Raw genomic sequence first — 12,931 nt, 5'->3', positions numbered from 1 at the left:
ATACATGAATGGGCGATACGCAAACGGGACCAAAGCATGTCGCTATCATTATGGATGGCAACGGTCGCTGGGCCCAATCACGCGGCAAGCCGCGCCTGTTTGGACACCACGCCGGCGCCAAGCGGGTCAAAGAGATCGTACGAGCCTGTCCTGCGCAGGGCGTTAAATACCTGACAATATTCGCCTTTTCCACCGAGAACTGGAAACGCACACAGACCGAAGTTGCGGGTCTGATGTCCCTGTTTCGCACCTATATTCGGGGCGAAATGCGCGCGCTCAAGAAAGAGGGTGTGCGGGTGCGGTTCATCGGCGACCGTGTGCGCCTCGACCGTAAACTCGCCAATCTGATGGACGAGTTGGAGGCGGAAACCAAAGACAACGATGTCACCCACCTGACCATCGCGCTCAACTATGGTGGCCGTGATGAGGTGGCCCGCGCGGTTAAGGATATGGCCCGCGATGTGGCCTCGGGTGTGTTGGATGCTGAGTCTGTGGATGAGACCACGTTGACAAGCTACCTTGATACAAAGGTGCTGCCCGATCCCGATCTGGTGATCCGCACCTCTGGCGAGGCCCGCATTTCCAACTTCCTGCTCTGGCAATCGGCCTATGCGGAATACGAGTTTATCGACACGCTCTGGCCCGACTTCTCGATGGAGGTCTTTGCCGATGTGTTGAGCCGCTATGGCGTGCGTGAGCGCCGCTTTGGCGGGGTCAACTCGTGAAGCGTCTCCACGGAAAGTGGGGCGATCTTGGCGTCCGTATCATCTCCGCGCTTGTCTTGCTTGCGATCGGGGTGTTTGCGGTCCTGTCCGGCACGATCATTTTTAGCGTCTTTGTCCTCATCGTCGTTTTGATCGGTATTTGGGAGTTGGTCCAAATGGGCCGTTTCAAATCGGCAAATGTCGGCTTTGCCTTTGGCGATTTCTTTCTGCTCTCCGGCTACGCCTTCTTCCTTTGTCTGGCGGCGGTGAGCCTGATCTTCCTTCACGCGGGGCTAGATATCATCGGGGTCGGCTATCTCATCCTCTTGGTGATCGTCACCGATACGCTTGGCTATTTCGTCGGGCGCATTGTCGGCGGCAAGAAGTTCTGGCCCTCCATCAGTCCGAAAAAGACATGGGCGGGCATTTTGGGCGGTTGGGCCGGTGTGGCTGTGTTGGCCTTGCTGTTTTCCTCACTCGACATCATGCAGGGCATTTCGACCCTGATGTTTGTGCTGTTTTCCGTGGCCATGTCCTTTGCCTCGCAGATGGGTGATATCGCTGAAAGTGCGCTCAAGCGGCGGATGGGTGTCAAGGACAGCTCGAACATTATCCCGGGGCATGGCGGGGTGCTTGACCGCTTTGATGCGCTTCTGGCGGCCAGTGTCATCATGCTCGGGTTGATCTTCTCTCTCATTTAAGGAGCCCGCATGAGACGTATCTCCATTTTCGGCTCTACTGGGTCCATTGGCCAATCTACCATCGACCTGATCCACCGTGACCGCGAGGCCTATGAGGTCGTCGCACTCACAGGTGGCGCGAATATCGAGCTTTTGGCCCATGACGCGCGTCAACTCGGCGCGAAAGTCGCCGTGACCGCCTATGAGGACAAACTCCCCGCACTCAAGGACGCGCTTGCAGGCTCTGGCGTTCATGCCGCCGCGGGCGAACACGCACTCATTGAGGCCGCCGACCGTCCCGCCGACTGGATCATGTCCGCGATTGTCGGCTCTGCGGGTCTGGCGCCTGGTCTGCACGCGCTCAAACACGGGACCACCTTGGCGCTTGCCAACAAAGAGAGCCTTGTCACCGCAGGACCACTTTTGATGAGTGAGGCACAGGCCCACGGTACGCGGATTTTGCCCGTCGATAGCGAGCATTCTGCAGTGTTTCAGGGCTTGGTGGGCGAGGAGCGTTCCGAGGTGGAGCGCGTCATCATCACGGCCTCTGGCGGCCCGTTTCGCGACTGGAGCCTTGAACAACTGGCGGGGGCCACATTGGCGCAGGCCTGTAAACACCCGTCATGGGACATGGGCCAACGCATCACCATTGATAGCGCGTCGATGTTCAACAAGGCCTTGGAAATCATCGAGACCCACGAATATTTCGGCTTTGCGGGCGATATGATCGAGGTGCTTGTGCATCCCGGTTCCTATGTCCACGCGCTTGTGGGGTTCAAGGACGGGGCGTTGATGGCGCATCTTGGCGCGCCTGATATGCGCCATGCTATCGGCTATGCGCTGCACTGGCCCGAACGGCGTAATCTGCCCGTGGCGCGGCTTGATCTGGCGCAGGTCGGCACGCTGCGTTTCGAACCACCCGACGAGGTGCGCTTTCCCGCGCTGCGTTTGGCCCGCGACGTCATGGAGATCGGCGGACTTGCAGGGGCGGTGTTCAACGCTGCCAAGGAAGCCGCACTCGATATGTTTATTGCCCAAGAGATCGGCTTTCTGGACATGGCGCGGATTGTCGAGGTTGTCCTCAACGAAATGTCATCAGCAACAAGCCTTGGAAATGCCGCATTGACCTTGGATACGGTGCTTGAAGCCGATAAAGAGGCGCGAGCCCGTGCGCGGGCCTGCCATGCCCGCTCATAAGGGACGTGCGCCGCGCACCTGAGACAAGACGATTGACCGCTAGGGCCATGACGCCCAATGCACGTGAGACAAGGGACTGATGTCACTATGGATTTATCCAACCTATCCGCCATTTTCGGAAACTCTGCCTTTACGGTGGTGGTGTTCATTGTGGCCCTGTCGATCATCGTGACCGTCCACGAATACGGCCATTACATCGTTGGCAAATGGTGCGGGATCAAAGCGGATGTCTTTTCCTTGGGCTTTGGCAAACCGCTCTTGCAGCGGACAGCCAAGGACGGAACGGTCTGGCAAGTGGCGGCAATCCCCTTGGGCGGCTATGTGAAATTTGCAGGCGACGCCAATGCGGCCTCTGCACCTGATCCCCATGCGGTCGACGGTATGGCTCCCGAAGACGCCCGCCACACCATGCCAGGTGCGCCGCTTTGGGCGCGGACCCTGACCGTTGCGGCAGGGCCGATGTTCAACTTCATTTTCTCCGCAATCGTCTTTGCGGGTCTTCTGCTCTCAACGGGGCAGGTCAAAGACACGCTTGAGATCGCAGAGGTCAAACCCGTTCCCTTCGAAGTCGGCTTGCAAAGCGGTGATACCATCGTGGCTATTGCGGGCATGCCTGTGCCCGAACTCTCCCAAATGGGTGACTTTATCGAGACCCTGCCACGGGCCGCGCAAATGGATTACACCGTCGAACGTGATGGCACCGAACTGACCGTCACAGGACCACATCCGTTCCCCGTGATCGTTGGCGGCATCACTCCTAAATCCGCCGCCCGCGATGCGCGGTTGCAGGTGGGCGATGTCATTACCAAAGTGGATGATGTGACGCTCAACAGCTTTTACGAATTGCGCGATGTCGTTGCCGCCGCTGAGGGCAACGAGATGACCCTGACCGTCTGGCGCGATGGCGAAACCTTCGAGAGCGCCATGACCGCGCGCCGCCGCGATATTCCTGCGGATGGTGGCGGCTTTGAGACCCGCTGGCTGATTGGCATTTACGGCTCGACTCTTTACACGCCCGCAACGGACCCCGTTGGTATCGGTTCTGCCCTGTGGGGCGGTGTCGAAGGTGTCTGGTCTGTCATCACAGGCAGCCTGTCGGGTCTCTACAACATGATCGTGCGCAACATTTCCGCGTGTAACCTGACCGGCGCTGTCGGCATGGCAGGGGCGGTTGGCACAATGGCCAGCCAAGGCATCGACAGCTACATCAATGTCATCGCCTTCCTCTCCACCGCGATTGGCCTGATCAACCTGTTTCCGATCCCTGTGCTTGATGGCGGCCACCTCGTGTTCTACGCGGCAGAAGCCGTGCGCGGCAAACCGCTTCCCGACCGCGCGGTGGGGATCATGATGACCATTGGCCTTGTGATTGTGCTGTTCTTTATGACGATGGGTCTGGTCTCGGATTTCTTCTGCACCTGACACATAGCGCGCCATAGGGCAGGGACCGTTGATAAGGATTTGGGGTCATGGCCCAATTCTTGCCATATTCAGTGTTTATAGTCGGTTCAACAGCATCAGATACGGCGGGCAAGGCCTAACGGATCTGATGCATAACCGCTTTGCTTCATCACAAGGAGCCTGAACATGACGGCACTTCGCTCTGGATATCGTGGCCTTGCCTATCTGGCCTCTTTGAACACGGATCGTCTCCTCTACGGTGTAACGATCGCCGTGGCACTGGTCGCGGGATCGTTTTTTGGATCGCTCTTTTTGTAATGAGCAGCGAGGGGGACGCCATCGCGTTTGGTCCTCACCACAACATCTAGCAGTTTCTGACGGCATAGGCTCCCGATGTGGGGGCCTTTTTTGTGTGCATTTGTGGCGCAGAGTTTTGACAACAGATGCCATTCACGTTACTCAATCTTAACACTGGGGCCATAACGAGAACCGCTATGAAAAACAAAACGTGTGACACCGACAAACGGGTCAAAAGCACCACAGGCAAAGCCTTCGCGCTTTCTTTGACGGCTTTAACCTTAACTACAACGGCTTACACGGTATTTCCGAGTGCTGTTGTCGCGCAAAGTTACGCGTTTTCATCCGTTTCAATCGACGGAAATACACGGGTCGGCGCCGATACGATCCTGTCCTATGCGGGAATCGCTCGTGGCGAACAGATTTCTGCCGCTGCTTTGAACGACGCCTACCAGCGTATTGTGGGCTCCGGCCTGTTCGAAAGCGTCGAAATGATTCCACAGGGCAACCGCCTTGTGATCAAGGTCACGGAATTCCCCATCGTGTCGCGCATCAACATCGAAGGCAACCGTGCTCTCGACGACGCGGCTTTGGCCAGTTTGATCCAGACCCGCGAACGCCGCGTGTTTTCGCCATCGACCGTTGAGGCCGACGCCGCGGCCATCACCGAAGCCTACGCTGCCAAAGGCCAGTTGGTCGCAACAGTAACCCCACAGATCATCCGCCGCAGCGGCAACCGCGTCGACGTTGTGTTTGACGTGAGCGAAGGCAAGGGCGTTGAAATCGAACGCTTGTCCTTTGTCGGCAACCGCTCTTTCTCGGATGCCCGTCTGCGCCGCGTGCTTGGCACGAAACAGGCAGGGTTGCTGCGCTTCATCGTTGGCCGCGACACTTATAACGAAGATCGCATTGCCTTTGATAAACGCGTTCTGACCGATTTCTACACCTCGCGTGGCTATATTGATTTCTCCGTTCTCAATGCCACCGCCGAGTTCTCGCGTGAGCGTAATGCGCATTTCGTGACCTTCTCCGTCCGCGAGGGGCAGAGCTACGATTTTGCCAATACCTCTGTCGTCTCCGAGATCGACGGTGTGGATGCCGCCGACTACCAACGCGCGATCAATCTGCGTCCGGGGCAAACCTATTCCCCCGTGGCAATTGAAAACGTCATCTCCCGTATGGAGAAAATCGCTCAGGATAAAGGCGTTGATTTCCTGCGCGTCGAACCTCGCGTGACCCGCAACGAGCGCTCTTTGACGCTTGATGTCGAATTTGTCCTGAGCAAAGGCCCGCGCATCTTTGTTGAGCGCATTGATATCGAAGGCAACGCCACCACGCTTGACCGTGTTGTGCGCCGCCAGTTCCGCACCGTTGAGGGCGATCCCTTCAATCCGCGTGAAATTCGCGAAGCCGCAAGCCGCATTCGCGCGCTCAACTTCTTCTCCAACACCGATGTGAACGCCCGCGAAGGCTCAAGCCCCGATCAGGTCGTGGTTGATGTCAACGTGGAAGAGGCCCCCACGGGCTCGTTCAGCTTTGGTGCAAACTACTCGGTGTCAGACAACTTCGTTCTGATCGCTTCTTTCTCCGAGCGTAACTTCCTTGGCCGTGGCCAGACTGTTTCGGCAGATTTAACCACGAATATTGATGATGGCACCTTGCGGTTCAACTTTATTGAGCCTGCCTTCTTGGGACGTAATGTGGCCTTGGGCTTCGGCCTTGGGCTCTCCTCATCACAGCCATCCTACGCCCTGCACACCACACGCACGGCCTATGTCTCGCCAAGCCTGACCTTCCCGATTTCCGAACGCGGCAAGCTGCGCCTCGACTACCGATTCCAGATGTCGGAGATGAGCAATCCGGACGGGGCAACACTGCCCAGCTTGGTGCAGAGTGATCTTGTTTTGGGTCGCCAGACAACGCAGTCCGTCGGCTATACCTATTCCTTCGATAGCCGTCGCAACGGGTTGAACCCTGATGCTGGCATTCTGTTCACTTTCGGACAGGAATACGCGGGGCTTGGTGGCGACGTGGAATACATCAAAACCACCGCAGAATTGCGTGGCCAGATGAAAGTGTTCAATGACCAAGTCACCTTGCTCGGTGTGATCGAGGGGGGTGTTATTGACGCCGATGGGAGTTCCATGGTCAATGATCGCTTCTTTAACAGTTCCGATATGATACGTGGCTTTGAGCCAGGTGGTATCGGCCCGCGTGACTCAGGAACGAATGCCGCTCTGGGCGGTAACTACTTTGCAGTAGCCCGTCTTGAGGCGCAATTCCCGCTGGGTCTGCCCGAAGAATACGGCCTCAAGGGCGGGTTGTTCCTTGATCACGGCGCGGTCTGGGGACTTGACGATACAACTGGCATTATCGCGGGCAGTGATGATCGCACCTTCCGCACCGTGGCAGGGGCTTCGCTGTTCTGGGATACTCCGATTGGTCCATTGCGATTTAACTTCTCCAAAGCCTTGGACAAACAATCCTACGATGATGAGCAAACCTTCGATCTGACCATTTCGACGGAGTTCTGATCATGCGCCAGTGGCGGAGGGATGGCGGCGTGATCCACGGTTGGATTCTGACCGCCTGTCTCTGTCTGGCGCTGCCGTTAAGCGCGGTGGCTCAAGAGGCCGCCCCGACGAATGACGATGCGACAACAGGGGCGGATATAACGCCCTTGGGCGTGGCGACAGGGGGAGACGAGTCTCTGGACGCGACACCATCCTTACCCGTCTTGCCCGTTCTGGTGTTCGACCGCGCCCGAATCCTATCCGACAGTTTGATCGGTCAGGCGTTCGAGGATGACATCGAAAAGGCGCGCGCGGATTTAATTCAAGAAAACAACGAGATATACAACGCTCTTGAGGAAGAAGAGGCCGAGTTGTCCGACTTGCGCCCCACGCTTTCGGAAGAGGCCTTTGCCCAAAAGGCTGATGCCTTTGATCAAAAAGTGACCGCCGTGCGCGCGGCGCAAGATCGCAAATCCGCTGAAATCCAGACGCTCTATGATACGAAGCTACAGGCGGTTGAGCAGGAGATGAACGAAGCGTTGAGCGCTGTCGCCCGTGAAGTGCGGGCCTTGGTCGTGTTCGAGCGCCAGCAGGTCTACATGATGTCAGGGGCAATTGATGTGTCCTCCGAGATTATCCGCCGTCTTGACGCGCATTTCGTTCTCGATGCTGCAACGCAAGACACCACAGTGCAGACCGAGGAGAACAGTGACGGAGCCGCCCCCGCCGAAGACGCGCAAAGCCCGTCGCCCGCAGAGCCCGATGCTCCCGCCACATCCGAGTGACCCCGCGCATCACTGTTGCTGATAAAATCCCCACCAAAGGCCGTAAACTGCCAATGAAATTAAGGGGTTTCTTGTCAGCCCCCCGCTTTCCTTGGTAGGAAGGCTAAACGGTCGCGCTCATGCGACATAAAACGACAACAGATAACGACAAACGTCCAAGAGGAAGAGTCAGATGAGCAATGACCTGAAAACCGCCGACATCAAACTGATCCAACGGATTATCCCGCACCGCTATCCGTTTTTGTTGGTGGACAAGGTGATTGATATCAACGGCTCGCAAAGCTGCACGGGCATCAAGAATGTGACCTTCAACGAGCCACATTTTACGGGCCACTTCCCCGGCACACCAATCATGCCCGGCGTGACGATTGTCGAGGCGATGGCACAGGCCGCCGCCGTGATGGTTGGCGTGGATCAAGACCTCGCAGATAAGGACTTCCTCGTCTACTTCATGGGGATTGATAGCTGTAAATTCCGCCGCAAAGTCGTGCCCGGCGATGTCTTGCGCCTCAACATCACCACCAAACGCGGTGGCGGTAAGGTGTGGAAGTTCGAGGGATCGGCAGAAGTCGACGGTGAGGTGGCCTGCACCGCATCATTTACGGCCATGATGGACCTTCCGAAAGAATAACCCATGCGCATTCATTCAAGTGCTGATATCCATCCGTCCAGTGTGATCGAAGACGGCGCCGTCATCGGCGCAGGCTGTAAAATCGGTCCGTTCTGCGTTGTCGGCAGCGATGTTACGCTCGGCGAACGGGTAGAGTTGAAATCCCACGTCGTCATCAGTGGTGATACACAGGTGGGTGACGACACGGTGATCTTCCAGTTCGCCTCCATCGGTGCCATTCCGCAGGATTTGAAGTTCAAGGGCGAAAAATCCCGACTGGAAATTGGCAAACGCAACCGCATCCGCGAATACGTCACGATGAACCTTGGCACCGAGGGCGGTGGCGGAGTCACCCGTGTGGGCGATGATGGTCTGTTCATGGCCTCGTGCCATGTGGCCCACGACGTGCAAATCGGCAACCGTGTGGTGTTGGTCAATTCCGTCGCGGTGGCGGGTCACTGCGTGATCGAGGACGATGTGATCGTGGGCGGCCTGTCTGGCATCCACCAATTCGTACGCATCGGGCAGGGCGCCATTATCGGAGCCTTGTCGATGGTCACGGCCGATGTCTTGCCGCACGCCTTGGTCCAAGGGCCACGGGCCGAATTGGACGGACTCAATCTGGTCGGGCTCAAGCGCAAAGGCGTGGACCGCGCCGATATCAACGCGCTGCGCGCTGCCTTTCAGATGCTCAAACAGGGCGAAGGGTCGTTCAAGGATCGTGCGTCCCGTTTGGGTGAGGACTTCGATAGCGACTATGTCCGCGCGATGGTGGCCTTTGTCATGGCTGACAGCGATCGCGGCTTTTTGACCCCGAACTGAGGTCGACAATGACACGCACAGCGATCATTGCAGGGTCAGGCCAACTGCCACAGATTTTGGCGGCGGCTTTGGAGGCCCCTGTCTATGTCACGCTGTCCGATGTGACGGTGCCCGATGGCGCGGACCATGTGACCGCGCGGATCGAGAAACTCGGCAAACTGTTCAAAGCCCTCAAAGCCCGCGATGTGACGTCCGTCGCCTTCGCTGGCGCTATGGCACGGCCTAAGGTCAATCCCGTCTTGCTTGACCGTCACGCGCTGCGCTTGGCCACATCGCTGGGCAAGGGCGATGACGCGCTCCTGCGCGAGGTGATTGCCACCTTCGAAGGGCAGGGGTTCACGGTCCGCGCCGCCACCGAAATTTGCCCCGACCTCACCCTGCCTGCGGGCACGCTCTGGGGGCGCAAGCCCTCGGCCACAGACCTCGACGATGCGGCGCGCGCGCAGGCGGTTCTCGACGCGCTGTCGCCGCTCGACGTGGGGCAAGGTGCGGTCTGCGCAGGCGGTCAAATGCTCGGGATCGAAACGCTCCAAGGCACAGATGCCATGCTCGGCTTCGTCGCCGCCACACCCGCATCTCTGCGCCGCGAACGTGGCGTTTTCGTTAAAATGCCCAAGGCAGGACAGGATTTGCGCATCGACATGCCCACCATCGGGTTGGACACCGTCGAGGCCGTGATCGCGGCGGGGATCGGCGGGATGGTAATCCCTGCGGGCGGTGTGATCGTGTTGGATCATGTGGCAATGAAATCCCGCATCGAGGAGGCAGGGCTATTCCTGCAGGCCCTATGAGCAACCAGCCGTTAAAAGTCTTTGTGATTGCGGGCGAAGCCTCAGGCGACCGCCTTGGGGCTGCGGCAATGGCGGGGCTCAAATCCCTTGCGGGCGACGTTGAGTTTCGCGGTGTGGGCGGCCCGATGATGAAGGCGGAAGGCCTCGACAGCCAGTTCCCGATGCACGAGTTGTCACTGATGGGGCTGATGGAAATTCTGCCGAAGTATTTTCACCTCAAACGCCGCATCCGTGAAGTGGCCGAGGCCGCGATTGCGTGGAAACCCGATGTCGTGCTGACCGTGGATAGTCCCGATTTTTGCCTGCGCGTGGCCGACATCATCAAAGCCCGCTCCAACATTCGCGTCTGTCACTATGTGGCGCCTTCTGTCTGGGCATGGCGTCCCGAACGGGCCGAGAAAATGGCCGCACGGGTGGATCAGGTTTTGGCGCTCTTGCCGTTTGAGCCACCCTATTTCGAAGCCCACGGGCTGCGCTGTGATTTCGTCGGCCATCCTGTGGTGAGCGAAGAGACCGCAACGGCAAAGGATGTGCGTGAGTTCCGCGACGACCACGGCATAGGCGAGGCCCCTGTGGTGCTTGTCCTGCCCGGATCGCGCGAAGGCGAGATTGCTCGTTTGTCCCCGACCTTTGGCGCAGCTCTTGATCTGTTTTCCGCCTCCCATCCCGACGCCCGTTTTGCCTTGCCCGTGGCGCATGGTCGAATGGAAAGCATCCGTGCGCAGGTGGCACAGTGGGATGTCGATCCGATATTGATCCCCGCCGAAAATGCCCGCGAAAAACGCGCGGCCTTCAAAGCGGCGGATGTCGCTTTGGCCGCCAGTGGTACGGTATCCTTGGAATTGGCGGCGAACGACACGCCGATGGTCATCGCTTACCGCATGAACCTGCTCACGCAATATATTGTGTCGCGCAAACTGATGATCGACACCGTGACCTTGGTCAATCTGGTCAGTGAGACGCGCGAGGTGCCCGAGTTTTTGGGGTCGCGCTGTACGGCGGAGAAAATCGCACCGGCCTTGGTCCGCTTGCTTGAAACCCCTGCCGCACAGGCCCGTGCCCTTGATCTCACAATGGAGCGTTTAGGACGGGGCGGCGAGGCTCCGGGTGTGCGAGCCGCACGCGCCATTCTGGAAGGTTTGAGAGAGTAAGCGCGCCCTTATTCGTCGCGCCATCGCTCCAGATGCGGGATTTGGCGGGTAAAGAGCCACGCCTTCGGTCGGAGCATTCCTTGTTTACGCAAATGTTCCATGCACAAGTCTTGCATGTCCTTGGCGGTTTTACAGGTGTCTAGAAAGGCACCACCCTCATAGCAATAGGAGCAAAATTTGGTCGAGCGCGCCCCGTCGCTTTCCGTTCCTCCACCCTTCGGGTCTTTTTTGAGTGGCAGGCCGCAGCTTTGACATTGAATCATAGGTTTACGTCCCTCGTCATGTCTTTAAAGCATAACATGGGCGGGACGCTTTGGACTATATCAAACCGGTTTGGATCGGCGGAGTAGGGCGCTCGGTGGCAATGTCCCGCTCAATATCCGCGCCAGATCCACCCACCGCCAAAGATGCGCGTGCTTTTATCGTCATAGAACACACAGGCCTGACCCGGAGAAACGCCTTCTTCAGCGACGATCAACTCGACCTCGGCTTCGGTGTCGGAAATCGGGCGGATGATGGCTTCGCGTGGCGGACGGGTCGAGCGTACACGGACAAGCACATGCCATTCCTCGCGTGACGTAAACGGCTCGTCACCAAGCCAGTTGATCTCGCGCACGGGAATCTTGCGGGTCGCCAACATCTCTTTGGGGCCGACGATGACCTGTTTCTTGTCCACGTCGAGTTTGACCACATAGAGCGGTTCGGACAGGCCGCCGATGCCAATGCCGCGCCGCTGACCAATGGTATAATGCAAAACCCCGTTGTGGGTGCCGCGCACATTGCCCTCATGGTCCACGATTTCACCCGGTTCCGCAGCCCCGGGGCGCAATTTCTCTATCACGCTGGCGTAGTTGCCATTGGGCACGAAACAGATGTCCTGACTGTCGGGCTTGTCCGCCACCGACAGCCCGTATTTCGCCGCGAGCGCGCGGGTGGCATCCTTGGACGGCAAATGCCCGAGCGGGAATCGCAGGTAGTCGAGCTGTTCGGGTGTGGTAGAGAACAGGAAGTAGGACTGATCACGGTTAGGATCAGCGGCGGAATGCAACTCGGGGCCATTCGGGCCGACACTGCGTTGGATATAATGTCCCGTCGCCATGCAGTCGGCATCCAGATCCTTGGCCGTCTCCAACAGGTCTTTGAATTTCACTTTTTCATTGCAGCGAATGCACGGCACAGGGGTCGCGCCCGCCAGATAGCTGTCGGCAAACTCGTCAATCACCGCGTCTTTGAACACGTTTTCATAATCGAGAACGTAATGGGGAAAGCCCATTTCCTCGGCCACGCGCCGCGCGTCGTGAATATCGCGCCCCGCACAACAGGCGCCTTTTTTGGCCAAAGCCGCGCCATGGTCATATAGCTGAAGCGTCACGCCCACCACGTCATAGCCTTCCTCAGCGAGCTGGGCCGCCACAACGGAGCTGTCCACGCCGCCCGACATCGCCACAACCACACGGGTTTCGGAAGGGGGCTTGGCAAAGCCAAGAGAGTTCAGCGGATGTGCGCCGTCATGAGCCATTTACAAATCCTTTCGGGAATACTGACGGAATATAGGAAAATGCGAGGTACTCTCAAGGGCTGGTTTCACTACCCATTAAGAGATTTGCGGCAAAAGTCGGTGAGCAAGCCAAGAGGGTGACGTGATGTATCTAAAAAAAGTTGATGGCCCGCGCGCTGTAACCCTTCCTGATGGATCGGTTATGACACGGGCCGACCTGCCACCGAAAACAACCCGCCGCTGGGTAGCCTCACGCAAAGCCTGTGTCGTCAAAGGTGTTGTTTTCGGACTGATTTCCGAGAGCGAAGCGCTCAAGATGTACGGGCTGTCCGATGAGGAATTCCAGTCATGGAAAACTGCTATTCGCGACCACGGGGAAGCTGCACTCAAAGCAACGGCGGTGCAAAAATATAGACAACCATAAGTTGCGCTGTTAGGATTTACATATCTGGTAACGTGTGGTTAACCATTTTAAACCATTT

Annotated in this window: 14 protein-coding genes; 12 read left to right on the top strand and 2 right to left on the bottom strand. The window is 57.9% G+C overall.

What is annotated here, in order from left to right:
- Positions 1 to 8 precede the first annotated feature (8 nt).
- The 11 genes from ACN0TS_RS07735 (at position 9) to lpxB (ending at position 10,951) form a co-directional block, all read left to right on the top strand.
- The gene (locus tag ACN0TS_RS07735) at positions 9 to 725 is read left to right on the top strand and encodes an isoprenyl transferase (protein ID WP_417258774.1); all 717 of its coding nucleotides are present in this window, start codon (positions 9 to 11) and stop codon (positions 723 to 725) included.
- Positions 722 to 1,405: a phosphatidate cytidylyltransferase gene (locus ACN0TS_RS07730; protein ID WP_417258773.1), complete on the top strand. Its 684-nt coding sequence runs from the start codon at positions 722 to 724 to the stop codon at positions 1,403 to 1,405. The genes ACN0TS_RS07735 and ACN0TS_RS07730 overlap by 4 nt, the downstream gene beginning before the upstream one ends.
- Positions 1,406 to 1,414: 9 nt before the next feature.
- Complete coding sequence (gene dxr, locus ACN0TS_RS07725) at positions 1,415 to 2,581, top strand: 1-deoxy-D-xylulose-5-phosphate reductoisomerase (protein ID WP_417258772.1); 1,167 nt, start codon at positions 1,415 to 1,417, stop codon at positions 2,579 to 2,581.
- Between the two features lie 87 nt (positions 2,582 to 2,668).
- Complete coding sequence (rseP, locus tag ACN0TS_RS07720; protein WP_417258771.1) at positions 2,669 to 4,003, top strand: RIP metalloprotease RseP; 1,335 nt, start codon at positions 2,669 to 2,671, stop codon at positions 4,001 to 4,003.
- A gap of 165 nt (positions 4,004 to 4,168) precedes the next feature.
- Positions 4,169 to 4,300, top strand: a complete 132-nt coding sequence (locus ACN0TS_RS07715) for a hypothetical protein (protein ID WP_417258770.1) — start codon at positions 4,169 to 4,171, stop codon at positions 4,298 to 4,300.
- 176 nt (positions 4,301 to 4,476) lie between these two features.
- A complete protein-coding gene (bamA, locus tag ACN0TS_RS07710; RefSeq protein ID WP_417258769.1) occupies positions 4,477 to 6,813 on the top strand; it encodes an outer membrane protein assembly factor BamA in 2,337 nt (778 codons plus the stop codon).
- 2 nt (positions 6,814 to 6,815) lie between these two features.
- A complete protein-coding gene (locus ACN0TS_RS07705; RefSeq protein ID WP_417258768.1) occupies positions 6,816 to 7,577 on the top strand; it encodes an OmpH family outer membrane protein in 762 nt (253 codons plus the stop codon).
- 172 nt (positions 7,578 to 7,749) lie between these two features.
- The gene (gene fabZ / locus ACN0TS_RS07700) at positions 7,750 to 8,208 is read left to right on the top strand and encodes a 3-hydroxyacyl-ACP dehydratase FabZ (RefSeq protein WP_417258767.1); all 459 of its coding nucleotides are present in this window, start codon (positions 7,750 to 7,752) and stop codon (positions 8,206 to 8,208) included.
- Positions 8,209 to 8,211: 3 nt separating this feature from the next.
- Positions 8,212 to 9,009, top strand: coding sequence for an acyl-ACP--UDP-N-acetylglucosamine O-acyltransferase (gene lpxA, locus ACN0TS_RS07695; RefSeq protein ID WP_417258766.1), 798 nt, complete (start codon positions 8,212 to 8,214; stop codon positions 9,007 to 9,009).
- 8 nt (positions 9,010 to 9,017) lie between these two features.
- Positions 9,018 to 9,800 carry an LpxI family protein gene (locus ACN0TS_RS07690; protein ID WP_417258765.1) on the top strand — a complete coding sequence of 261 codons (783 nt, stop codon included), beginning with the start codon at positions 9,018 to 9,020 and terminating at the stop codon, positions 9,798 to 9,800.
- Positions 9,797 to 10,951 carry a lipid-A-disaccharide synthase gene (gene lpxB / locus ACN0TS_RS07685; protein ID WP_417258764.1) on the top strand — a complete coding sequence of 385 codons (1,155 nt, stop codon included), beginning with the start codon at positions 9,797 to 9,799 and terminating at the stop codon, positions 10,949 to 10,951. The genes ACN0TS_RS07690 and lpxB overlap by 4 nt, the downstream gene beginning before the upstream one ends.
- A gap of 8 nt (positions 10,952 to 10,959) precedes the next feature.
- Here lpxB and ACN0TS_RS07680 read toward each other — a convergent pair whose 3' ends face one another.
- Positions 10,960 to 11,214 (bottom strand): zinc ribbon domain-containing protein, encoded by a 255-nt coding sequence (locus tag ACN0TS_RS07680; protein WP_417258763.1) that lies wholly within the window; start codon positions 11,212 to 11,214, stop codon positions 10,960 to 10,962.
- A gap of 110 nt (positions 11,215 to 11,324) precedes the next feature.
- Entirely contained in the window at positions 11,325 to 12,470 is a 1,146-nt protein-coding gene (gene mnmA, locus ACN0TS_RS07675; protein ID WP_417258762.1) for a tRNA 2-thiouridine(34) synthase MnmA, read from the bottom strand.
- Positions 12,471 to 12,594: 124 nt separating this feature from the next.
- On the opposite strand from mnmA, the gene ACN0TS_RS07670 reads away from it, so the two are divergent.
- A complete protein-coding gene (locus ACN0TS_RS07670; protein WP_417258761.1) occupies positions 12,595 to 12,873 on the top strand; it encodes a DUF1153 domain-containing protein in 279 nt (92 codons plus the stop codon).
- Positions 12,874 to 12,931: the final 58 nt, after the last annotated feature.

Origin of the sequence: Celeribacter sp., from assembly GCF_048266405.1 — a bacterium.
GTDB lineage: Bacteria > Pseudomonadota > Alphaproteobacteria > Rhodobacterales > Rhodobacteraceae > Celeribacter.
The sequence above is the reverse complement of the archived record's forward strand: the minus strand, read 5'-3'. Positions and strand labels throughout refer to the sequence as shown.